This window comes from Hahella sp. KA22, from assembly GCF_004135205.1.
Lineage (GTDB): Bacteria > Pseudomonadota > Gammaproteobacteria > Pseudomonadales > Oleiphilaceae > Hahella.
This window is the reverse complement of record NZ_CP035490.1, coordinates 4350792-4373051: the sequence shown is the minus strand read 5'-3', so window position 1 is coordinate 4373051 and position 22260 is coordinate 4350792. Positions and strand designations below refer to the sequence as shown.

The window sequence follows — 22260 nt, the reverse complement described above, 5'->3', positions numbered from 1 at the left end:
AAGGCAATGGTAGGCGTCATCTTGGCGATGGCGCTGGCCATTGCTTATTTCTATTTTGTGAACAGAGCGCTGAAGGCGGAAAACGAAACGCTGACGGTCGCCGTTGATCAGTACGAAAGCCAGCACGTTGCCGACCTGGCGCGAATCAATGAGCTGGCGCGGGAGATGAAACGCAGGGATGACGTTATAAGCCGCCGAAACCAGGCGCAGCAATCCATAGCAAAACAATTGAGGGCTGATAATGATGCGCTCCAAGTCACGCTTGCGAATGAAAACAATCGCGAGTGGGCTCGCGCTCGTCTGCCTGATGATATTGCAAACCGGTTGCGCGCGGACACGGCTGATCACTCAGACGCAGACAATTAAGCAGTTTCCTCCCGAGGTTTTAATGCAGCCGTGCGACATTCCCGCATTCACTGGTTCGACGAATGCGGACCTAGTTGTTTATATCGAGCGGTTGATTGCGTCATTGCGCATGTGTAACGCGGACAAGTCGGCGTTGCGGGAGTGGGCGCAATAATGGCGTGGATAATACCGGACACGGCGACGCATCAGGATCGTAACGGCGATGTCGGCGTTGGTTCGTTCAGCTCGGCCATGAGCATTGTGGGCAGTTACTCGTTAGCTCTTGATGCGGACCTTACTCTAACCGGGCCCGACTTTGGTGCGGCTCCAACACTGTTTAATTATGCGGATTTTAACGAGGGCTCAGACGGCAATACCGTACCGGCTGCAACGGGCACGAACGGCTTTTTCAGCGTGATTGGGGCGGGTGTAGACGCTCCTAAGTACATCAATGGCGGCCGCGTGGGTGCGCTAGCCTGTAGAGTTTACGGCGAGGAAGCGGAAGGCAATCAGAACTATATCGCCAGCCGTTTTAATACGGATTTCGGGGGCGGGATCACTGAGCTGTACGCGTCAGCGGCGTTTATGTTTCCTGACTCGGGTATACCTCCGCAAGAAGGTACAACGGCCAATGCTGCCTATCGCTATTTAGGCTCAGGCAGCAGCATGAAGCTGATTTGGGCGAATGAGAATAACTCGACGTCAGAATCTGATGTGGTGTTTTATAGCCACGTTGGCGCTAGCGCAATCACCGTGGACGGCAACGATATTGATGTGCTGATGACGGCTGTTCAGTTGGGCGGCGGGACTCCTAATACTCCACCAGAGTGGTGGGTATGGGATCAGTGGATGTTGCTTACCGTATGGGCAAAAGCTGATCCGGTGAACCCCGCGACAGTTGACGGAACGTTGATACTGGAGATTTCCAACCCTAACGGGCGTTGGAGATACGAGAAGGCTATTCCGATATTCAAAGGCGCGGCGGCGGGTGATTCGGCTCAGTGGACGCATTGCCGTATACCTGGGTGGATGAGTCAGCCTGTAAACGGCTTCGGTACGCCTGATCAGACTGATGTCCGCATGGATACGGTTTATTTAGCTAGCAGCCCTAAGCGGATAGTTATTGCTGATGCGGCGAATTGGGAAGACGTTACGGAGTTTTGCGATTGTCCATTCGCTGCGTGGGGGACAGATGTAACGGTTAAGACCAAGTACACAGGGACAATGTCTGGGCCGCAGTACGCCCATTTCATGGGAGATGATGACGTTTCGTTGTATTCAACGTTTGTAGGGGTTCTGTGATGGCGACTTTGGTATATGCGGACACCTTTACTGACACGGCGGGGACAGCATTAACCAGCCACGAATCTGACAGCGAGCACACCTACACCGGCAGCTCTGGCGCGACAATCAACGCAGAGGGTCGGGTATACGGCGCTACCTCGGGCACGCACTTAACCAAAGTGGTTGAGATTGAATGCGAGCCTGGCATGTCAATGCAGATGCAAAGTCACTTCGCCACGACCAATGGCGATGGCGGCATTGCATGGTGCATACAAACGCAGGTGTCAGCCGATGACGCATACTACCACCTGCGTTGGAACAATCAGGACTTGCAGTGGTATCGGTTTACGTCAAGTGGCGCGACATTGCTAGGGACTTACGCGGTATCGACGAATGCGGGTGAGGATTATCCCTTAGTCACAGTGGAGGATACTGGGACTGGATGGCAAATCAATGTTGGCGCTGCAGAGGATGTCATCCCCAATTCTGAGCGAGTGTTGGCGATTGTCGGCCAGATCGGGATTCGGTTAATCAACTATTCCGCCAGCGGGGCGGGTGCCCAGCCGGATTACGTTAGTTACTCAATTAGCGGATTTGCGGTTACGGGTGTGACGACGGCGGCAGTCGAGGGCGTTAGCTCGCAGTATATCCAAGCAACCATTGCCCTGACCGGTTTTACTGCGGCAATAACGTCAGTGTCGTTTGTGGGTGGGGAGGCTTGGACGATATTGGAGTCTGACCCGTCAGACGAGGAAATAACCGTTCGCGCGCCGGGTGCTGAAAGCTCAGGCAGTAAGACCTTGCGCGTTAGCGATGGTGTAAACCAAGCTGACTACCCTGTCGAACATACCCAAACGCACACACAAGAATTCCCTGCGCCAGGCACCAGCGCAAATGATAACTCGTTCGCTGCTGGGCAGGGCGGTGGTAATGAGCCTTGGTTTGAGCCGCCTCCCTTTCCGTTATTGGATACGTCAGCAACCTATAACCTATTGCTCAAGGCAGGTGTAACAGGGGTAGACCAAGACAACCTGGTCTTAGACGTTAATGACGTCGTCGAGGCGGAGTTAGGAACGCCAGAGGGAACAGTTTTCGAGGTCACGTTCCAGAAGATATACAACAACGGAGTGACTGCAACATGGATGGTGACGCTCACTGTTGGGGAAGGCGGTGACTTGGAAGTATCAAACATTACAAGGCCTGTGTTCAGAGACATATTCAGACCTGTATTTAAGGGGGTCGCATGATTGAGTTGCCAGTAGATACCAGCGATGCAAATTGGGCAAAGCGCCAGGTAAGGCAGCAGCGTTATTACTTTGAAGAGACGTTGACGGCGGCGGGTAATGGTGAATGGATCACATTGCCGCCTGGCCATGACGGGTTTCTAGTCGGCATGGAGATAGGAGCTGGTGCGCAAGGTCGTGTCGAATACACCACTGCGCCGATAAGCGTGATCGAAAGTGGAGCGCCCTTCGCGCGGGCATGGCCTCATGGCGATGTGAGCGCTACGCCTGATGATCTGGAGATCACTTCCAAGGCTACGGCCGTGCGTGGGGTGAATATCTCAGGTCAAACGCGGTTTTACGTCAGCGGCTAGCCGCCAAAGGGGCTGCGGGTCCTTCCCCGGCCGGCCCCCTGTGAGGGTGCGTAGAGTCCGCGTTTTTTGCAGATTTAGGATGGCCTTAGCCTTCCTTCCTTTTATTTCGGGGGCGTTGTGAAGGTAAACAAGAAACAACTTGCTGACATATTCGGCATCAGTGAGCGGACCTTCACCCAGTATCAAAAAGACCCCGACTTTCCGATTGTGTTGGATGCAGGGCGGGGGGCTTCGAATCAATACGACACGGTTGCCGTTTTCAATTTCCTGAAGGATCGGGCGTTATCCGGAGCGAAATTCGAATCAGCCCGAGACAGACTGGATCGCATCAGGGCGGAGCGGGAAACCCTGGCTTTAGGTCGTGACCTCGGGGAGCTGGTGCCCGCAAGTGAGCTTGAGGCGCTGCTTGAACAGGTCGTCACCGCTATCAAAACAACCTTGCTTGATAGCAATCACATTTTAAAAACCGAATTGGATGCTCGTTACGATATAGATGTTGAACCAGACATTCTCGACGAACATTCTAGACAAGCGCTCACCCATTTGGCTGCGCTTGGTGAGCAATACGCGGAGAGTGATAGCGAAGTCACTGCTGAAGTTTCAGCCTCCGCCGAAGATGACGACGAAGGATTGGGCGAATAAGTATCGTTGGCTTGCTAAAGAACAGTCAGCCCGCCCGGGGAAATATAACTCCCGTCTGACGCCTTGGATTGAAGGTATCATGGACGCGGTCGATGATCCCCGAGTGAAAAAGCTGGTTGTAAAGAAATCAGCTCAGGTCGCCTACACTGATGGGTTTTGGAATAACTATCTTGGGCGACGAATCCACACCGATCCTTGTCCTATTGTGTTGCTTTTTCCGAAAGAAAAAACGATCAAAAAGTACTTGGATCAAAAGTTCAACCCGATGATCACCGCTACACCAGTGCTGCGGGATCTGGTGGATGTTACAACCAGTCGAAAGGCTGGCAACCGCCAAGATCAGAAGAACTTCCCCGGCGGGTTTTTGTCGTTGGTTGCATCGAACGCTCCAGATAACGTCAAGTCGACTTCGGCGCCGGTGGTGGCCGTTGAAGAACCGGACGACTGCAACACGAACGTATTCGGCCAGGGCGACTCAATTAAGCTCCTGGAAGAAAGGGCCAAGACTTACGATCGCCGGAAAGTGATATTCGGGGGGACGCCTACGGTCAAGGGCGTTTCTCGCGTTGATGAAAGTTACAAAAACAGTGATCAGCGCAAGTTTTACATCCCTTGCCATGAGTGCGGCGAGTCTCATGTACTGTCTTGGGACAATATCAGATGGGATGAGGACGAAAGCCGCAGCCATGAAGTCTTTGGGAAGATCATTCCTGAGTCGGCGTTCTATGTTTGCCCGCATTGCACCTGCGTCTGGAATGATAACCAGAAGAACCGGAACGTTAAAAACGGCGTATGGGTTGCTGAGGCTGATTTTTCAGGGACAGCCGGATTTTATATCAACGAGCTGTATGCGCCTTTCCCAGGCTCCCGGTTTGCAAATCTGCTGACAAAGTACTTGGAGGCGAAGCACAAGAAGGAACAGGGAGACGACGGGGATATGATTGTTTTCGTCAACTCCACTTTGGGCTTGTCTTATGAGTACGAAACCGATTCGGCCAATGAGGACGAACTAGAAGCCAAAGCGCTGGAGTATCCAGAGAAAAGCATACCTGTCGGAGGCCTGATTCTGACGATGGGCGTTGACGTCCAGCATGATCGTCTGGCTGTCATCATTCGGGCGTGGGGCCGAGGCGAAGAAAGCTTCCTCGTTTATTGGGGTGAGCTGGCTGCGCAAACGGCTTGCACCGATAAAAACGATGCAGTTTGGAAAGAACTGGATACGGTTTTATTCGGGGTCTATGAGCATGCGTCCGGCGCTGGCCTGCGAATCTCTGCAACCGGCATTGATAGTTCAGACGGCGCCACGAATGACGCCGTTTACCACTATGTCCGGAGTCGGAAAAAGCTCGGCGCGAAGATTATGGCGATCAAGGGCGACTCGGAGAACACTAAGCAAGCCAGTGATCGCGAGATTGTCACGCCTCCCCGCAAAGTGGACGTGAACAGCCAGACAAAGGCCTCTAAATATGGGCTGCAGGTCTATATCGTCGGTACACAAAAGGCGAAAGACCTGATATCTGCGCGCCTGAAATTGAGCGGGATTGGTCCTGGTCGAATGCACAACTATAAAGACGTGCGCTCAGACTATTACGCGCAGGTACTAAGCGAGATTAAGGCGCCCAGTCGGCGCCAACTTGGTAAAAAGGTTTGGCAAAAGAAGGCCGGCGTTCGGAACGAAGCGTTGGACTGCGAAGTTTACGCGCTCCACGCGGCAAGAGTGCTGCGAATACAGCTCAAAAAGCCAGCTGACTGGGACAATATTGAGGCGAATTTGAAGCAGGTAGACCTGCTATCACCAATAACCATACCGACCCAACCGGATGAAAAGCCGTCTGCTGGCGTATCAGTCAAGCATGCAGGCGAAAGTAAGTCTGGAGGATGGGGATCATTAGGACAGAGGGCTACCTGATGGCTACGCAAGCAGATTTAGACGCCGCACGCGCAGCGTTAAACAAGCTCCTGACCGGGCAATCAGTCGTGCAGGTCCAACACGACAACTACAGTGCTACTTACAAGCCGGCGGACGCAGCAAAGCTGCGCGCATACATCGCAGGTCTTGAGTCACAACTCGGTCTGACGACGCGCAGCCGGCGCGGGCCTGCGGGGGTAACTGGATGAACGACACCAGTGTGCGGATTTTAGACGCGAAAGGCCGGCCAATGTCGTCGGTATATACCGGCGCGGGCGCAGGCTTCGGCAACCAGTTGGTCAATTGGAATCCGATGGCCCAAACGGCAGACGCCGCCCTGTTACCGACCCTGAAAATGGGCAATGCGCGCGCCGATGACCTCGCGCGGAATCACGGTATTGCGTCAAACGGCGTGCAACTCCATGTTGATAACATCGTCGGTCACCTGTTCCGCTTGTCATACAAGCCACGCTGGCAACGGCTCGGGATGTCAGAAGAGGATGCGGCCAGTTTGGCGCGGGATATTGAGCAGGCCTGGACGGAATACGCAGAAGATGACGTGCATTGCTACCTCGATGCGGAGCGCAAGCGCACCTTTACGATGCTGATTCGCGAAGCGATTGCGACCCATACGACAAAGGGCGAAATAATGGCCTCGGCGGAATGGGAATACCGGCCAGGCAGCCTTTTCAAGACCTGCATTAAGACTATTACCCCACATCGGGTGAGTAATCCTCATAATTTGATGGACACCAACCGTTTGCGCGGGGGCGTTAACGTCGACAGATATGGTGCGGCGAGATCGTACAACGTTCGAGACACTTCCGTGCCTGGTTATATGTTTGGCGATGGCATGGGCAGTACCTGGCGCGAGATCCCGCGAGAAACAAGCTGGGGGCGCGAACAGTTTCTCCATGTGTTTGAGCCAACCGAGGACGGTCAAACCCGTGGTGCCAACCGCTTTTTGGCGGTGATGGAGCAAATGCACATGCTAGGCAAGCTCCAGCACACCAAGCTCCAAAACGCCATCGTTAACGCCATGTATGCCGCTGTAATCGAATCCGAAATGGATAGCTCCGCCGCTTTTGAAATCATCGGCGGTGATGGTGGCGAGGATGTCCTGCAGAAATGGATGATGTCCATGTTGGACTACCACGCCGGCGCTAACATCCGTATGAATGGGGTGAAGATCCCGCACCTGATGCCAGGCGAAAAGCTTAACCTGATGACGTCCTCAAATGCGGACAACGGGTTTGCGGAGCTGGAAGCCAGTATATTGCGCTGGATTGCTGCGGGCTTGAACGTTCCGTTTGAGGCGTTGGCGCGCGATTACAGCAAAACCACCTATAGCTCGGCTCGCGCCTCGATGTTGGACGGGTGGCGTTACTTCATGGGGCGCCGGAAGGTGATTGCCGCCCGGTTTGCAACAAAGATATTCGCGTTGTGGCTTGAAGAAGCTTTCAGCCGTGGCGTGATCGTACCGCCGAAGGGCGCGAAATCCTTCTACGATGGAAAGGCGTCCTGGTGTAACTGCACTTGGATCGGTTCCGGCCGCGTCGCGATCGACGGATTGAAGGAAGTCAAAGAAGCAGTCCTGCGAATCGACAGCGGTTTGTCGACCTACGAAAAAGAGCTGGCGCTGATGGGCGAAGACTATCAGGAAATATTCCAGCAACAGATTCGAGAGGTCCGCGAACGCCAAGAGGCTGGCTTGCCACCGCCGTCCTGGATGCGAGTAACCAACATGGCTCCGGACGAACGCGAAGCCGCCTAGAAACAGACCCGCCGCCGGCGGGTTTTTTTATGGAGTCACCATGCCAGCAAATACAAATTACGCGAACTTGGCCAGTCGGGTATTCAACACCCCTTTGGCGGTTGAGCCTGCTTACGCAAAGACCTTCTTTTCTGCGCTAAGTAGTCGTCTGGGTATCGTCGAAATCAAAGCCCCAGACGGCGAGGTGATATTAGGCGAAAAAATGCGTTCCAAGGCGGCCAGTTATGGGCCAAACCGAACGCGCGAACGCCCTTACCAAGTCGTGGATGGGGTCGCGATCATTCCTGTATCGGGAACGTTGGTCCATAAGTTCGGCTACTTGCGACCGACCAGCGGCATGACCGGTTACGACGGTTTGATTGCACGCATAGTCGATGCGATCGGCGACCCAGAAGTAAGGGGAATATTGCTTGATATGGATTCGCCTGGCGGCGAGGTCGCTGGATGCTTTGACACAACGGCCATGATCGCCGCTTATGCGAAGCAAAAGCCTATCTGGTCGCTTACTTATGACATGGCCTGCAGCGCATGTTTCGCGATCGCAAGCGCCACCAGCCGCCGCCTGATTACTCAATCAGGCGTCGCCGGTAGCGTGGGCGTGATCATGGCTCACGTCAGCCGGCAGGAAGAGCTTGCGGCCATGGGGCGTAAAGTCACGCTGATCTATTCCGGCAAGTACAAGGCAGAGGGTAATCCCTACGAAGACCTGCCGGAGGAAACACTATCTCGCTTTCAGGCAGAGATGCACACGCTCCGTGAACAGTTCGCGGGGATAGTTGCAACCAACACTGGGCTATCGATTGAGGCGGTAATGTCTACCGAGGCCCAAGTATATCGTGGGCAGGGTGCGATTGATGTCGGCTTTGCGCACGAAATCGTCAACGGTCACGAAGCCGTCGGCATCTTCAGTGAGTACTTGAAAACCAACAGTAAAAAAGGGGTCGTTTACATGACAACCGAACAAACGCAACCCGTCGCCGACGTTGCCAAAGAGCGCACACAAGCTGCTACTGAGGAGCGTGGACGGATTAAATCAATCCTACAAAGCGAAGCCGCCGCAGAACGTCGCGAGCTGGCCGAATACTTCGCATTTGAAACCAGCATGCCAGCAGATCAAGCGTCAGCGGCGCTCGATAAGGCACCGAAAACTGCGGCGTCTGGAAGTGTGCCGCAGGGGCTGCTTGATGCAGCGATGGGCAACACTGAGCAGCCGAAAGTTGGCGCGGACACATCAAATCCTACAGGCGACAAGCAGGACGAAGCTGCAACCATCCTGTCTGATTTCCGAGCGGCGACAGGTAAAGCCAGGCGCAGCGCGTAACCGTAGCGAATGCAAACCATTAACGAGAGGGCATAGTACATGGATCATGCAGGATCAGAGACTGAAGTCTATACACCGGACACCCTGTTGCTTGGCGGACTGGTTTCGACCGCGTCAGGCATCCTTGCAAGCGGTGAGAATCGGACGCGCGGGACTGTTGTGGGCCGCGTAACGGCAACGGGTGAGCTAAAAATGGCCGCTGCGGCGGCCGGAGACGGCTCTGAGGTGCCTATCGGCATCCTGGGTTTTGACGTAGACGCAACTTCCGGTGCCGCAACGTGTGCTTATTACACTGGTGGCGATTTTGATCAAGCGGCTTTGACCTGGGGCGCGGGTTATACCGATCTCCAAAAAGCGGCGGCGTTTGATAAAACGCCGATCACATTGAAAACAGCCTATTAACCCGACGGCGGAAACAGCGCCGTCCTGATAGATAAACAGTTTTGGAGACAAATTAATGAGCTATGATACTTCAACGCTCCTTTCGGTAATGCAGGAAATGGATCGGAATATTCCGTTTCTGTTGAGCTTGTTTTTCACCGAAGAAATAATGTTCGATACGGATGAGATCGACTTCGACGCCATTGATGAAGACGTCCGCATTGCTCCATTCGTCAGCCCTCTTGTAGCTGGGCAGGTGATGAAAGAGCGCGGATCAACTCTGAAAAAATTCAAGGCTGCCTACATCAAACCTAAAACACCCGTACTGCCAAACCGCCCTTTGAAGCGGCGAGCAGGAGAGCCTATTGGCGGAACTTTAACGCCAGCCCAACGAATGAACGCCATTCGCGCTGACATTTTAAATAGCCAAATGGACTCAATTGATCGGCGTATGGAGTGGATGGCGGCTTCTGCTTTGCGTACCGGTCAGATTATCGTATCAGGTGAGAAGTATCCGACATCAGTCGTTGATTTTGGGCGCGACCCTAACTTGACGGTGGATGTATCAGGTGGGGCGGCCGCTTGGGATCAGAGCACGTCCACACCCAAAGAGGATCTGGAAGATATTTTTGCGATCATGAAAGCGCCGTGCAACTACGTGATTGGCGGGCGTGGAGCTATTAACGCGTTTATGAAGCACGCAGACATCAAGGAACTCATGGAAACCCGCCGTGGTAGCTCCACTCAGCTTGAGACTGCTCCAACTGTTAATTTGGCTGATTACAAAGGCCGTTTGGGGTCTGCAGGCCCAGAAGTTTGGAGCTATCAAGGCTATTACACAGACGAGAGCGGAGCGCAAAAACTGTACATCCCTGACGACGAAATTATCCTGGTTTCAATGGCAGTGGAAGGTGTTCAGGCGTTTGGGGCTATTCTTGACGGTGAGGCGGGATATATGCCGGCGCGGTATTTTCCGAAAAACTGGGCTGAGAAAGATCCTCCCCTTGAATATCTCATGACACAAAGCTCTCCTCTGACTGTGCCGAAGCGCATCAACGGAACAGCAAAAATCAAAGTGCTATAAGGCGGCTCCCCTCCCTTTCTCGTCGCTGAAATCCTAACCAAACTCAATTATTGGAGAACACTATGGCTGCAAAAAAGGTCAAGGTGAAGGCTAAGCATCGCATCGTCGACATTGATCAAAAAGGGCGTCATGTAATCCCCGCCGGCACTGAATTCGAGGCAAGCCAAGCGTGGATTGAAAAACGTCAGCAGGCTTTGGAGGAGGTTGTTCCTAAGCCGGCGGCGCCAGAGGTCAACGTCGGCGACGACGACTGATGGGCTTTCCAGGCGACGCCGGCCAAATGATTGCTGATGTCTTTGCGCATCGCGCGGAGCCTGGCGCTCTGGCCGGCGTTGACTGTAACGCCATCGTGAAAGAGGAAGTCGTCCAGTTGGTCGGCTATGAGTCTATCTCACACGTCCGGGAACAGGTTGCTGAGTTCCTTCTTTCCGAAATTACGCCCCGCAAAGGTCAGGCGTTAGTGATGGAGTCTGGCGGTAGCTATGTTTTGGGTGATGAAGTGCGGAAAAACCGATTTGTGGCGGCATACAGGCTTAAAGATCAATGAAGTTTAAGCTCGATATTAAGGGCGCAGATACGGCCATCAGGCAGTTAGAAGGGCTCAAGAAAGAAGCCGACCTGATGACTGTGCGGGCTCTGAACAAGGGACTGTCAAAAGCCGCAACGTTGTCTAATCGAGAGATCCGGGGCCAAGTTAACCTGAAGCTTAACTACGTCAAAGAGCGTATGACGCTGATTAAGGCAAACCCGGATCGCCTGGCGGCGGAAATCAAGACCCCACGTAGGGGAACACTTATGACGCGTTACCCGCATCGGGTTTTAAAACGCGGCGTGAAAGTGCGCGTGAAGAAGGGCGCGGCGAAGCTTATTCGCGGTGGCTTTGTTACAACGCTTAAAGCCGGTAATCGCCGGGTGGAGGCGATCGCAGTAGCGCAGCCAAAACAGGGCGGGCGCTGGCCGCGCTATAAGACGGGTAACCGGAAAATTAATGTCCGCTATGCGCCGTCAATTTCCCAGGTATACCAAAACGTGAAAGGCAATGTCGGCGAGCAGGTCGATCCATATATCAGTGATCAGATGCAAAAAGAGATCAACCGGTATTTGAGGCAAAGCAGGGGCAGGCGATGACGGCAGAGGCAATCATAGAAGCGATCGTGACTAAGCTTGGCGCTGTTGTCGCCGGCGGAGAGTATGAAAACACTATCTCTCACGTCGAAGAAGCGCCTTACAACGTCAGTAATGATGACCTTGATGAGGGCGTGACGGCGGTGGTTGCCTATGCTGGGCAGACTATCGCGGATCAATCGCCACACGCGCAGCTCGACGAGCTTTCTGTCTTGGTCGAGGCTCATAAACGCCTGACCAGCCAGAACGCGCAACGCGAAGCCATGAAGTTAGAACAGGATATTCGCCGCGCAGTACTCAAAGACAAAACTTACTTAACAGGACTTGCCAGGATAGACCGAGTTTTCGCGGAGTCGTCCGGCATTGAATCATCAGACAGCGGCGCCGTGGTAATTGCCATGGTGACAATCAGAATTCCTCATGTGCAGCGGCACAGTAGTCTATAAGCGGAGTGTAAATAATGGGTTACAGAGACGAGTCCTATATTGGATCTGGCAAGTTTTGGGTGCGTGAAGCGGGCACGACAGGACCGTTTTACGAGCTTGGCAATATTTCGGCGGCTAACTTTGGTATAGATTCTGAGTCGCAGTCGCTTCGTAACTATCGTGGTGGCGGTGGCGAGGCGAACAAACTGGAACGAATTACAGCGGTAAGCCTTGCGCTGACGTTGCACGACTTTAACAGCGCCAACCTGGCGATGGTGCTCTACGGGGATACCTCTACAGAGGCAAGCGCCGCTGTTGCAGCCGAGGCAGTGACCGGAAAAGACTCAGGATTGCTGCGAACCGCGTTTATGATCGACACGACTCAAACCGTGACGGTTACTGATACTGCAGGTCCTACGGTTTTGGCGGAAGGCACTGACTACACAATCACTGCAGCCGGTATCGAGATTGTAGAAGGTGGGGGCATTGCTGATGCGATGGCGTTGGAGGTTGATTACACCAAAGCTGCCGCTACCTATGTAGACTCGCTGAAAAACTCCGGCAAAACCTTCGAAATGATCATTGATGGCGTGAACGATGCGCAAAGTGGTCTCCCGTTTATCATCGATATCTGGAAATTCAAGCCGTCTCCGGCCCAAGAGGTTGGCGTAATCTCTGACGACTTCGCGTCGTTTGATATCTCCGGCTCGGTGTTGATCGACTCCAGCAAAACCACCAAATCCCAATACTTCCGCCGGACGCAGAAAGTAGCGGCGTAACACCATCGAGGGCTTATGACCTACTCAGTGACAGTGCGTGAAAGGGAGATAGCAGTCAGGGAGTTGACTGTCGGTGATATCCGGGAGTGGCTGACCATGATGGCAAGCTCTAATCAAACGAATCTCGTCGACGGCCTTCTGTTTCAAGAGCAACAGATGATCACGTCCGAGATTGCGTTCATGACCACTTTGGACGTCAGCGAGCTTAACCAGTTCACCCCGCGCGAATTGGTTAAGGTTATCGATAAGTGCAAAGAGGCTAACCCGCTTTTTTTTCAGTTCCGGGCGGCCGTGATCGGCGCGGACGTCCGCATTCAACTCCCCAGCGAATAATACGGGATCTAGAAACCAATATTGTTCGTTTGGTGGCGTTAGGACATGCAAATGTTCTTTCTTATCCATGGTCGATCTATGTGGCCGCTGTAAAGGAGCATTCGAAGAATGAGTGACGTCAAGCTCCGGCTCGTTGGCGATAACGCTGATTTTAAGAGCGAACTAGACGCCGCCACCAAGGCCCTTAAGAAATCTGTCAACCAGATGGCTGATGCCGCCGGCAAGGGGTTTGTCCGGATAACTGGTGAGTTTGACTCAATTCCTGGGGCCGCCAAGCGAGCTGCCGGCGGAACGAAAAGCCTGGTGGTGGCGCTGCGTGGCGTTAGCGACTCTGCAGACAATCTGGCGCGGGTGCGAAGCGACATCGTTGCAATTAACGCCGCGGCAAAGCTTGCGAGCGGCAGCGCTGACAGGCTGTCGACATCCGTGCGAAATGTAAGTGCAAAAGGCCTCACTGCTATCCGCCGCGACATGGAAGGCGTGGCTCTGTCGTCACAGATTGCAGCCAACAAAACGGCCGGCCTTGTCACCACTTTGGGCGGGATCGCTTTAGGTGGTGGAGGCCTGACGGCTTTGGCGAAAAGCGCTGTATCTGCTGCTGATAACATTGCAAAAACGTCTCTCCGGCTTGGTCTCGCGACGGATGAATTGCAGCGATACCGGTTTGCGGCTGAGCTGTCTGGTGTGGCCACGACAACATTTGACCAGGCGTTTCAACGCTTCGGACGCCGGATTGGAGAGGCCGCGCAGGGCACAGGAGAGGCTAAGGACGCGATCAAGGCCTTACAGATCAATGTGGCCAACCTCGATGGTAGTCTACGCCCGGTGAACGAAGTCTTTGACGAGGCGATCGACAAGTTGGCCAAGGTCGAAGACGTCACTATCCGCAACGCTTTGGCCATGAAGTTGTTTGACTCTGAGGGTGTTGCGCTGGTCCAAATCGGTGACAAGCTTCAGGACTTGAAAAGGCAGGCGGATGACCTTGGCATTATCATCCCGGAAGAGATCCTACATAACGCGGAAAACCTGAACGATCAACTGACGATCGTCAGCAAAACTCTCCAGCTCAAGCTTACGGCGGCGGTCATACGCTTGGCGCCGCAGCTTGATAAGCTAGCTGATGGCGCTTTGTTCTTGGCCGAAAACTTCGACACGATCGTCGAGGCGGCGGTGACCATGGCCAAAGTTCTTGTCGCGATCAAGCTGGCCACGTTTGCGAATACCCTGTATACGGTTGGCGCTGCGTCGCTGGTCGCTGCGCGGGGTGTAGGCGCCCTAACCTTGGCGTTACGTGGGCTGAAAATAGCCACTATTGTCGGAGCTCTGCTGGTGGCATTAGAGGTCATCATCTCCAACTTTATCGACTCAGTTGATACCAGCATGGATGAGATCAACAAGAAGATAGAGCAGGCATCTAAGGACATTGCTGAGGCCACTGAGGACGCGGCGGACAGTCAGACGAAAGGGCTGTCAGCGGCAGTTCGTGCCAGGGCCTACTACAACCAGCAGATAGACCGTCTGCTGAAAAATGAGCTGGCGGCTTTAAATAGCTACCTGGTCCAGCAAAAGAAGATTCTTGCCGAGTCCGAAAAGTCGCTTGATCGGTCAGCAAGCAAGGTTCAGAAAGCCGGCGATGAGTTTAGGGCGGCCTTCGACAAGATCCGCAACGCTGGAAAAGATAGCGGCGACCTGAATTTCATCGACTTGTTTAACCAGATCCGCAAGGCGCAGAAGGAACTCGATAAGGGCAACTTTGAAAAAGCGATCGAGGAGTCTCTTAAGGCGAAAGACATCGTCGAGCAGATCGCTGAAGCGGGAGAAACCAGCGGGATCGCCTTAGAAGGGGCGCTCAAAAAGGCGCAGGAAGTGCAAACCAGCGCCGCCAACAGCTTATTAACTTCCAATGCCAAAGCTATTGACCAAGCTAAAAAGGCCGTTCAGCAAATCCAGTCGCAGATCAACCTCATCAGCTCTATTACCTTCGACTTCGATGAGGTCGGCAGCCTGGAAGGCGCCCGCGCGTTGATCGAAGACATAAAGCGGATTGTCCGCGAAAACCCGATTGTCGTGCCCGTGGTGCTCCAGCAGCCTGGCGGGATTGATCTCGATGGTGGCGACGTTAACGCGCCTGGCTTTGCACAAGGCGGCTTTATCAGAGGGCCGGGTACAGCCACGAGCGACAGCATATTGGCGCGCCTGTCTAATGGTGAGTATGTCATGCCTGCGAGTGTGGTCCGGTACTTTGGGCGCGACTTCTTTGATGAGTTACGCCGGCGGAGATTGCCGGCTTTTGCGACTGGTGGACTGGTGCAGACAAAAGCGCCGGCGCCGTCAGGTAATCCGGTAACGCTTAACCTGGATGGTCGCAGCTACTCCATGACAGCTGACTCAAACACTACCAAAGATTTGCGCCGCGCAGTGCAAATTCAGGCGCTTAAAACAGGGCGAAAGCAGACATGAGTTTGATTATCGACGGAGTTGAAATCCCGGTTGATGCACGGCTAGACCTGAGCGTCAGCTATCAGCGCCTTGAGCGTTCTGCGACTCATCGGGTCGGGCCTGCCGCAACAGCGATCAAGCAGACGCTCTGGTCGGGCAAATACCGCGTAACTGTCAGCGGGTCGGGATGGTATCCCCCCGGCCTTCAATCTGTGGACTTTTCAGGCGCCGTATTGCTGGCAAGCATCGCGCCGTTGTCGATAGTTGGCGGGGTCGGCGATATCGTTATTGGAGCTGATACCGATCGCAGGGCGGAGGCGAATTATGCGCCCTATGCACATGCGATCATGATCGACGGGAGCCGGCAGGATGCGGAGCTTTCGGTCGCGGTAAATGGCGACTGCACAATCACACCAGTTGCCGGTGCTGTTCGCTATCAGGTTTTTTGGTTCCCGGTTATGAGTTTAATTTTCTCCGATCCGCCGGCAGAAAACACCGACATGTCGGGCATTACAACGTCATGGGAGATGGTAGGGGAGCAGGTTTGACATGGGGTATTACGCGGATTATACAACTGCTGTGGCTGACGGTCTGCGGCATCATTTTAAGCTGGATGATGACTCAGTAACCGATGAGATTGGCGGACCATGGGAAGTAGAGTATTGGAACTATTTGGGACAATACAGTGCTGCCGAATTGGCAGCCTTGTTTGTGCCTGGGGCGCTGTATAAGGGCTTTGAGCCCAGTCGGTATGGAGCGACAGAACACGATTCGGCACCGGCTGAAATTAGTCCTGTGACGGTTGATGCGGGAGTTGTTTACTCAGATTGGACTGTCCGGGTTCTGGCAAAAAGGCGTGGCGATGGTTACGGGAGTCACTACTCGTTTATTGTGACCTTGTTGTCAAATCAGATTAGAATCGGATTGACCGATACGAATAAGTTTTTTGCGCAGACGACAAACGGAGATTATCTAGAATCATCGTTAACAATGCCAATAAACACGTGGTCTGAGATTGTTCTTACCAAAAGTAGCAACATCATGACGCTTTATGTCGACGGCGTTAATTTGCTATCAGGAGTAACCACGGATTCAGTCATACCTTACCTCGGTTACATTTGCGTGGGTAACTATAGTCACGGTGGCTCTCAAGTATTTAATGGAGTTATCGACGATTTGGGGGTTTGGGATCGTGGATTATCTCAGGTAGAAGTCGAGTCATTATATAACGGAGGTATATTTCAACAACTGGTAGGAGCCCCGCCAGTTATCACAATTGGTGATTTTTCCCTTCCTTTAGAAATTGATGTGACCCCTGATATTGGGGCGCTTTCCCTGCCTGTCTCAATTAATGTGTTTAATGAGGTTGGTGTATTTTCTCTTCCTGTATCTATTGGGGTAGATGGTGCGGGCTCGGTTTCGATTCCCATTGCAATCAATGTTTACGGTTCAGGTGGTGTTCAGTGGGCTGTTCGAGTTGTGATGGACGGTGCCGACATTAGCGATCGTTTAGTGGGTGACATTATTGTTGACGGGGAAGAGGGAGCGGCCAGAGTAGCAGAGTTAAATATACTTCCTGTTTCGGGGCCTGTTGATCCTGATCAGTATATTGCTAATTCAGTGGATATTTATTATTTGTCCGCAGGTTCAGAGTTTTTACTGTTTCACGGTGAGGTGGAATTACCTACATATGATATTGGGACGGGGCTTTTGTCTTTGGTTTGTACAGATGCTTTTCAAAGCTTTATCGATCGCACGACTTTGGATCAAGCGCTAGCGCTGACGGGCGGTAAATGGCATAAGTCCGTTTTTGGTGAGCCTGATAGTAATGCCCAGTACATTGATGATGTTATGTCCACTGTGCCTGCAAGCTTGGATCTGGATTTGTTAGGTATACCCAAGGTGACGCCGTGGGAGGTTGGTGGTGCGTATTCAGTGATTGATGATTATGTTGTCGACTCAGTTCAGGTTGAGTTGGCATCGAGACGCGAACTCATCAACAGAGTAGACATCAGCCTTAGTAATAGGTTTCCGGTTTTAAGGGAGAGGCGCACCGGATTCACTTGGACTGCTCCTCATTCGTTTTCTCAATTCTTAACGACAAAAAACCACACACTGCCCAACAACGACATGGTGCAATCAGCGGTTGACTCGTCAGGGTGGAGGGTAGTCAGCTCAATCAGCTACGATCGGCTTCAGCCATCAGGTTATGTCAATACCGGGAGTGGGAAAGGTACAAGCTGGCTAATTGATGAACAATTGCGTGCCTATCTTGTGTGGGGGCTGAACATGACTCTTGCTAAGCGTTGGGAGCAGTCCTATACGGAAAATTACAGCCTGACAGTCCAATGCACTCCTGAAATTAATCTGATCGGGGAGCGTAGTGAAGCGCGAGCCTATGTTATTGACGTTGAGTCTGAATACACAGGCTTTACAGACTTTTCCCAAACACCAACTGAGCCTGCCGCCAACATAGGTAAGGATAAGGTGTGGCCGCTTTCAACGTTTTCTGATCTTAGTGATGCCTTGGAATGTGCGTCAGCTTTGGCAAGAGCAGAAATACTGGCGAGCCACCGACTTAATACAGTGTCTTTTGAATGTATCATCAAGCCTTGGTTGGATCGGGTGCATTATGTAGAGCTAAATTCGTTGACTGTAAATGCGCGAGGCAAGGTGTCTAAAGTTCGCCATGTATTGAGCTTGGATAAAGGCAGTGCGTTGTCAGAGATTGAGATATCCTGCTATCGGCGTAAATCCAGCTTGATGTCAGATTCGGTTTGGAGCATGGAGCCAATTAACTATTATAACGAGCCTGATTCGTCTCCTAACTTATCAACAATTCTGCCTACCCACTTAGGCGGCGGAGCATATTCAACAGAAGATAATGAAGCATGGTCTGGCTATGTTGGTAACTATCAACCACCAGATACCAGCCAGCCTATCTACTCAGAGCGGTTCGTGTTGGATACTCCTGAGATTGAGGCGGCCGCCACTGATCCGGTAGATACCAATGTCAGTATCACCTACGAAATATCAATTCCAAACGATTTGCTCAACATTACAGCATTATAGGTGACCAATGAGCGTTACATTAAAGGCGTATGCGGACGCTGCTCTGACAACTGAGCTGTCTCAGCTATCAGTTAACCAGAAAGCTGATGGTTCAACGGGGCCAGTGGACGTGGTTTTTTACTTAGGAAGTGTTGCGTCAAATAGCATATTTGAAGCCACGAGCGATCCGGGAGTTGATGATATAGTTCTCAGCATTGCTGACGCCAACCCTGGTTTGGGACATGAGGCCTCGGAAGTTAAACTGGCTTTATCATCCGCAGGGTTGGATACAGCGGTTGCTGGCGCTCCGTTGTCGATCGGTTCAAGCGTCAGTAGCGGAGTGCCGAATGCAATCCCTGTTCACTGCAGGATTGAAGACACTACTGGAACAGTTGGCCTTTCAACAGAGCTTAGTTTGCAAACCAATGAACTTCAGGAAACCGCCCTTTAATGTCTAACCGTCTTCAACGTGACTTGAATAGGCTTATTAGGCACCCGCGCAATAAGGCGTCGGGGTTAGGTAACCTTGTTTCCACTCCTATTGGGCCTGGTCGTGGAGTTGGAAGGGGCGCGCCAAACACTGCGCCGTCGACTGCGGAGGAAACCGCATACTTAGCCTATATCTTAAATGGCGCCGGCAGTACCTCCTTTGAGCTTGATGTATATGTGAATACCTATAACAGCAAAGAGGAGGTTGTAGAAACGCCAGTTGATTTAGCTGATCAGTTGGGTACTGCGGTTGGCCTGCGCCGTGTCAACAACGATCTGTGGTGGTTGCTTTATGGCGATACCATGTATATAAAAAACGGAACATCGTCTGCCTTTATTTCTTCCGATCCTCTTTATCTCAATCGCTATGCGGTAAATGAAAGTAATTTCTTCCTAATTTATGACGGAGATATAGAGTCCTACAATCATACTGGATCATCAGCTGGGACAATCCCTCTTTTCTACTCATCTCCTGAGCAGGCTACAGATCTCAGGGCTAACAACAGTTATTTATATGTGTTCAGCACATTTGTTGATAGCTCATCGGCACCTAAGATTACCCAAATAACGATGGCTGGAGGGATTGGTTTTAGTGTTACGGCAAACGTGCCTGGTTTAGGGGTCTATGCCGTGACTGAGGATAGGCTGTACGTGCCGGACACGACCAGCGCGCAAATTGCTGTTTATAATTCTACCACTGGAGCACTGATTAAGCTGCTGTCTGATCCTGATTTAACTCCTACTCAATTTGAGCGCTGCCTGTCATTTGCAGCCACGGATGACTTTATCGGTTACATAGAAGGAAACGCATCGGCATGGGATGGGGTTGCTTATCTGCATATGTGGCGACGTGTTGTGAATTATGACCAAGACGGGAACTTGGTTCAGGAAACCTTCACTAAAATTCTGCGTAGCTTGATCAATATAGGGGATGACTATACTGTCATTAGTGACGGGCTCGCTTTGGGGTGAGTGCCATCATATGAGCAAGCGCCATGTGAGCATTGGCGCTTGCTCGTTGTAGGAGTTAGGGATTTTTCATGTCTTCCCAGTACTTCAGGCAATGCCCACAAATCCATATCCCATCTTCCATTGTTTCTACCGGCCTGCCTCCGCAATTCTCACAGTTTTTCGGCACTCGCAAGAATTTGAAGTAAAAAACAGCCGAGAACACTATCGCACTGCATAAAAGAACGCTCAAAATAATCCACAGCCAGTACATTTCACTTGCTCCTGTCGTTAGCTTTCTGGGCGTCAAATGTGCGTCATATGTTTTTAATGGCTCTCAACTTACTGATATAAAAACACTTTAAAAAAGCAATATGCGACATTTTGTCACACCCTTGCAAGCCCATAGTTATCAGCTTAATCCATGTTTCTTACCTCAAATTTTGAATTTAGGTTGTAGGGACTATTGAGAAACTGACGATCCGTTACTAGAGTGTTTTTTGATCAGTGGTCGCAGGCTTACCGGCCGGCAGGTCACTGGCGTGAGCGACCGGGCAAAACCCGGGCTCTATAACTACTAAATAGGCCTAATAAAACGTTTGCTTTTCCTTGCGGCGGCCCACTGACCGTGGTTGACCGGCTGTAGTGGTAGGAATGGCTTCTAAGTAATGGAGATACTTAATGAACAAGTACCTACGACTGACCGTACCGGCACTGCTGGCGGCGTCGCAACTCGCTCTTGCAGATGATGTATGGATCACTACGGACGCCGATGGCTTTGCGGCCATTAAGCGGCATTTTCCGGAGGTGATCGAAGCGAATCGGGCGAGAACTTTTACCGCTAATGGCGTGTCCGCGTTTCTAGTGAGCGAAGATCGGATTCCCGAAATTTCACAGATGATGCACCACGAGTTGAATCGGTGTGGCGGTTTCATCGCGCATGCCTCTCAGGAATCCGCGCAAAGCGCGGCGTTGTATGATTCGTTAATGGCGCCCGCCATCGCGCCGCGGATAGTGGATTACAGCATTGATAACGCGGAGGTGGTGGCGGCCATGCAGGGCAAGGTGAAAGAGTCGGATATCCGCGCCACCATCGAGAGCCTGGCCAACTTCACCAACCGTTATTACACCACCCAGACCGGTCTGCAGGGCGCCCAGTGGATCAAGGATAAGTGGCAGGCCCTGGCGGGCTCGCGCAGCGATGTGACGGTGGAGTTTTTCACTCACAGCTGGCGTCAGCCGTCCGTCATCCTGACCATTCAGGGTAAAACCAAACCCAATGAAATCGTGGTGCTCGGCGGACATCAGGACTCTACCGCAGGCTTCGGCACTGGCGAGGGCACCCGCGCTCCCGGTGCGGACGACGACGCCTCCGGCATCGCGACGCTGACGTCCGTCATCAAGGCGGCGATGGAAGCTGGTTATAAGCCGGATCGCACTGTGTCGTTCATGGCCTATGCGGCGGAGGAAGTAGGTCTGCGCGGCTCACAGGCGATCGCTCAGTCCTACAGCAGCCAAGGCAAGAACGTGGTGGGCGTGTTGCAGTTGGACATGACCAACTACAAAGGCTCCAGCGGCGATATTTATATCATGCAGGACTACACCAACTCTGGTCAGAACGACTTCCTGGCGGACCTGGTCACCACCTATCAGCCGACAATCACCGTGGGATACAGTGAGTGCGGCTATGGCTGTTCCGACCACGCCTCCTGGACCAACCAGGGCTACGCGGCGTCGTTCCCGTTTGAGTCAACCTTTAACGGCTCCAACCCTCACATTCACTCCGCTCAGGACACGCTGGACAAGAGCGGCGGCAATGCTAATCACGCCGTGGGCTTCGGCAAACTGGCGGCGGCGTATGTGGCGGAACTGGCCAAGGGGAACTTCAGCGACGATCCCGGACCTGACCCTGATCCAGATCCTGAAGATCCCGTGACCGAAGAGTTCAGCGGCAGCGTTGGTCGTAGCCAGGCGGATAATCATGGGCCGTTCAAAGTAGAGCCGGGCACGGACTTCAGCGCAGTGATGAGCGGTACGAACGACGCTGACCTGTATGTGCGTTTCGGCGCAGCGCCGACCACCCGCAACTACGACTGTCGCCCCTACAAAGGCGGCTCTGACGAAACCTGTGATCTCAAGGTTCCGGCAGGGAAGGAGGAAGCCTATGTGATGGTGCGCGGTTACAGCAGCGCAACCTCCAACTATAACCTGAAAGTGACCTATACTCCTTTGAAGTAACCAGACCCCAGCGACGGCTTAATGCCGTCTGACCGCGGAGGCTACTTCTCCGCGGTCACTTTTTCTGTCGGATTCGTCACGCGCCAATTGCGCCCG

The 22260-nt window shown here is 52.8% G+C and carries 24 protein-coding genes; all 24 read left to right on the top strand.

From position 1 onward, the window contains the following. Positions 1–21: 21 nt before the first annotated feature. The gene (locus EUZ85_RS19345) at positions 22–366 is read left to right on the top strand and encodes a hypothetical protein (protein ID WP_127971018.1); all 345 of its coding nucleotides are present in this window, start codon (positions 22–24) and stop codon (positions 364–366) included. Next, entirely contained in the window at positions 269–520 is a 252-nt protein-coding gene (gene lysC, locus EUZ85_RS32055; RefSeq protein ID WP_370454846.1) for an Rz1-like lysis system protein LysC, read from the top strand. Before EUZ85_RS19345 ends, lysC begins: the two co-directional genes overlap by 98 nt. Next, on the top strand, positions 520–1647 hold the full coding sequence (locus EUZ85_RS19340) for a hypothetical protein (RefSeq protein WP_127971016.1): 1128 nt from the start codon (positions 520–522) through the stop codon (positions 1645–1647). Before lysC ends, EUZ85_RS19340 begins: the two co-directional genes overlap by 1 nt. After that, complete coding sequence (locus tag EUZ85_RS19335) at positions 1647–2876, top strand: hypothetical protein (protein ID WP_127971014.1); 1230 nt, start codon at positions 1647–1649, stop codon at positions 2874–2876. The genes EUZ85_RS19340 and EUZ85_RS19335 overlap by 1 nt, the downstream gene beginning before the upstream one ends. Next, entirely contained in the window at positions 2873–3226 is a 354-nt protein-coding gene (locus tag EUZ85_RS19330; protein ID WP_127971012.1) for a hypothetical protein, read from the top strand. Before EUZ85_RS19335 ends, EUZ85_RS19330 begins: the two co-directional genes overlap by 4 nt. 117 nt (positions 3227–3343) lie before the next feature. Beyond that, entirely contained in the window at positions 3344–3868 is a 525-nt protein-coding gene (locus EUZ85_RS19325) for a terminase small subunit (protein WP_127971010.1), read from the top strand. Next, complete coding sequence (locus tag EUZ85_RS19320) at positions 3843–5777, top strand: phage terminase large subunit family protein (RefSeq protein ID WP_127971007.1); 1935 nt, start codon at positions 3843–3845, stop codon at positions 5775–5777. The genes EUZ85_RS19325 and EUZ85_RS19320 overlap by 26 nt, the downstream gene beginning before the upstream one ends. Next, the gene (gpW, locus tag EUZ85_RS32050; protein WP_370454844.1) at positions 5747–5986 is read left to right on the top strand and encodes a gpW family head-tail joining protein; all 240 of its coding nucleotides are present in this window, start codon (positions 5747–5749) and stop codon (positions 5984–5986) included. The genes EUZ85_RS19320 and gpW overlap by 31 nt, the downstream gene beginning before the upstream one ends. Further along, positions 5983–7551 (top strand): phage portal protein, encoded by a 1569-nt coding sequence (locus tag EUZ85_RS19310; RefSeq protein ID WP_127971004.1) that lies wholly within the window; start codon positions 5983–5985, stop codon positions 7549–7551. The genes gpW and EUZ85_RS19310 overlap by 4 nt, the downstream gene beginning before the upstream one ends. Positions 7552–7591: 40 nt before the next feature. Then, the gene (locus tag EUZ85_RS19305) at positions 7592–8872 is read left to right on the top strand and encodes a S49 family peptidase (protein WP_127971001.1); all 1281 of its coding nucleotides are present in this window, start codon (positions 7592–7594) and stop codon (positions 8870–8872) included. 39 nt (positions 8873–8911) lie between these two features. Continuing rightward, the gene (locus tag EUZ85_RS19300; protein WP_011396740.1) at positions 8912–9274 is read left to right on the top strand and encodes a head decoration protein; all 363 of its coding nucleotides are present in this window, start codon (positions 8912–8914) and stop codon (positions 9272–9274) included. Between the two features lie 55 nt (positions 9275–9329). After that, positions 9330–10337, top strand: a complete 1008-nt coding sequence (locus EUZ85_RS19295; RefSeq protein WP_127970999.1) for a major capsid protein — start codon at positions 9330–9332, stop codon at positions 10335–10337. Positions 10338–10399: 62 nt separating this feature from the next. Continuing rightward, complete coding sequence (locus EUZ85_RS19290; RefSeq protein ID WP_127970997.1) at positions 10400–10591, top strand: hypothetical protein; 192 nt, start codon at positions 10400–10402, stop codon at positions 10589–10591. Positions 10592–10617: 26 nt separating this feature from the next. Then, positions 10618–10884 carry a hypothetical protein gene (locus EUZ85_RS19285; RefSeq protein WP_127970995.1) on the top strand — a complete coding sequence of 89 codons (267 nt, stop codon included), beginning with the start codon at positions 10618–10620 and terminating at the stop codon, positions 10882–10884. Further along, positions 10881–11465: a phage tail protein gene (locus EUZ85_RS19280; RefSeq protein WP_011396744.1), complete on the top strand. Its 585-nt coding sequence runs from the start codon at positions 10881–10883 to the stop codon at positions 11463–11465. Before EUZ85_RS19285 ends, EUZ85_RS19280 begins: the two co-directional genes overlap by 4 nt. After that, on the top strand, positions 11462–11908 hold the full coding sequence (locus EUZ85_RS19275) for a bacteriocin immunity protein (RefSeq protein ID WP_127970993.1): 447 nt from the start codon (positions 11462–11464) through the stop codon (positions 11906–11908). The genes EUZ85_RS19280 and EUZ85_RS19275 overlap by 4 nt, the downstream gene beginning before the upstream one ends. Positions 11909–11922: 14 nt before the next feature. Further along, the gene (locus EUZ85_RS19270; RefSeq protein ID WP_127970991.1) at positions 11923–12666 is read left to right on the top strand and encodes a hypothetical protein; all 744 of its coding nucleotides are present in this window, start codon (positions 11923–11925) and stop codon (positions 12664–12666) included. Between the two features lie 15 nt (positions 12667–12681). Next, positions 12682–12999, top strand: coding sequence for a hypothetical protein (locus tag EUZ85_RS19265; RefSeq protein ID WP_127970988.1), 318 nt, complete (start codon positions 12682–12684; stop codon positions 12997–12999). Positions 13000–13107: 108 nt separating this feature from the next. Further along, positions 13108–15459, top strand: coding sequence for a hypothetical protein (locus EUZ85_RS19260; protein WP_127970986.1), 2352 nt, complete (start codon positions 13108–13110; stop codon positions 15457–15459). Continuing rightward, a complete protein-coding gene (locus tag EUZ85_RS19255; protein ID WP_127970984.1) occupies positions 15456–15986 on the top strand; it encodes a hypothetical protein in 531 nt (176 codons plus the stop codon). Before EUZ85_RS19260 ends, EUZ85_RS19255 begins: the two co-directional genes overlap by 4 nt. 1 nt (position 15987) lies before the next feature. Continuing rightward, positions 15988–18510 carry a LamG domain-containing protein gene (locus EUZ85_RS19250; RefSeq protein WP_127970982.1) on the top strand — a complete coding sequence of 841 codons (2523 nt, stop codon included), beginning with the start codon at positions 15988–15990 and terminating at the stop codon, positions 18508–18510. 7 nt (positions 18511–18517) lie between these two features. Beyond that, positions 18518–18940 carry a hypothetical protein gene (locus tag EUZ85_RS19245; RefSeq protein WP_127970980.1) on the top strand — a complete coding sequence of 141 codons (423 nt, stop codon included), beginning with the start codon at positions 18518–18520 and terminating at the stop codon, positions 18938–18940. Positions 18941–19155: 215 nt separating this feature from the next. Further along, positions 19156–19950, top strand: a complete 795-nt coding sequence (locus tag EUZ85_RS19240; RefSeq protein ID WP_127970978.1) for a hypothetical protein — start codon at positions 19156–19158, stop codon at positions 19948–19950. Positions 19951–20607: 657 nt separating this feature from the next. Beyond that, positions 20608–22164, top strand: a complete 1557-nt coding sequence (locus tag EUZ85_RS19235; RefSeq protein ID WP_127970976.1) for a M20/M25/M40 family metallo-hydrolase — start codon at positions 20608–20610, stop codon at positions 22162–22164. Positions 22165–22260: the final 96 nt, after the last annotated feature.

Excerpts from the sequence above, each read along its gene's own strand:
- lysC (WP_370454846.1), top strand. The coding sequence starts at position 269 with ATGAAAACAATCGCGAGTGGGCTCGCGCTCGTCTGCCTGATGATATTG.
- EUZ85_RS19340 (WP_127971016.1), top strand. The coding sequence starts at position 520 with ATGGCGTGGATAATACCGGACACGGCGACGCATCAGGATCGTAACGGC.
- EUZ85_RS19335 (WP_127971014.1), top strand. The coding sequence starts at position 1,647 with ATGGCGACTTTGGTATATGCGGACACCTTTACTGACACGGCGGGGACA.
- EUZ85_RS19330 (WP_127971012.1), top strand. The coding sequence starts at position 2,873 with ATGATTGAGTTGCCAGTAGATACCAGCGATGCAAATTGGGCAAAGCGC.
- EUZ85_RS19320 (WP_127971007.1), top strand. The coding sequence starts at position 3,843 with ATGACGACGAAGGATTGGGCGAATAAGTATCGTTGGCTTGCTAAAGAA.
- gpW (WP_370454844.1), top strand. The coding sequence starts at position 5,747 with ATGGGGATCATTAGGACAGAGGGCTACCTGATGGCTACGCAAGCAGAT.
- EUZ85_RS19310 (WP_127971004.1), top strand. The coding sequence starts at position 5,983 with ATGAACGACACCAGTGTGCGGATTTTAGACGCGAAAGGCCGGCCAATG.
- EUZ85_RS19305 (WP_127971001.1), top strand. The coding sequence starts at position 7,592 with ATGCCAGCAAATACAAATTACGCGAACTTGGCCAGTCGGGTATTCAAC.
- EUZ85_RS19300 (WP_011396740.1), top strand. The coding sequence starts at position 8,912 with ATGGATCATGCAGGATCAGAGACTGAAGTCTATACACCGGACACCCTG.
- EUZ85_RS19295 (WP_127970999.1), top strand. The coding sequence starts at position 9,330 with ATGAGCTATGATACTTCAACGCTCCTTTCGGTAATGCAGGAAATGGAT.
- EUZ85_RS19290 (WP_127970997.1), top strand. The coding sequence starts at position 10,400 with ATGGCTGCAAAAAAGGTCAAGGTGAAGGCTAAGCATCGCATCGTCGAC.
- EUZ85_RS19285 (WP_127970995.1), top strand. The coding sequence starts at position 10,618 with ATGATTGCTGATGTCTTTGCGCATCGCGCGGAGCCTGGCGCTCTGGCC.
- EUZ85_RS19280 (WP_011396744.1), top strand. The coding sequence starts at position 10,881 with ATGAAGTTTAAGCTCGATATTAAGGGCGCAGATACGGCCATCAGGCAG.
- EUZ85_RS19275 (WP_127970993.1), top strand. The coding sequence starts at position 11,462 with ATGACGGCAGAGGCAATCATAGAAGCGATCGTGACTAAGCTTGGCGCT.
- EUZ85_RS19270 (WP_127970991.1), top strand. The coding sequence starts at position 11,923 with ATGGGTTACAGAGACGAGTCCTATATTGGATCTGGCAAGTTTTGGGTG.
- EUZ85_RS19265 (WP_127970988.1), top strand. The coding sequence starts at position 12,682 with ATGACCTACTCAGTGACAGTGCGTGAAAGGGAGATAGCAGTCAGGGAG.
- EUZ85_RS19260 (WP_127970986.1), top strand. The coding sequence starts at position 13,108 with ATGAGTGACGTCAAGCTCCGGCTCGTTGGCGATAACGCTGATTTTAAG.
- EUZ85_RS19255 (WP_127970984.1), top strand. The coding sequence starts at position 15,456 with ATGAGTTTGATTATCGACGGAGTTGAAATCCCGGTTGATGCACGGCTA.
- EUZ85_RS19250 (WP_127970982.1), top strand. The coding sequence starts at position 15,988 with ATGGGGTATTACGCGGATTATACAACTGCTGTGGCTGACGGTCTGCGG.
- EUZ85_RS19245 (WP_127970980.1), top strand. The coding sequence starts at position 18,518 with ATGAGCGTTACATTAAAGGCGTATGCGGACGCTGCTCTGACAACTGAG.
- EUZ85_RS19235 (WP_127970976.1), top strand. The coding sequence starts at position 20,608 with ATGAACAAGTACCTACGACTGACCGTACCGGCACTGCTGGCGGCGTCG.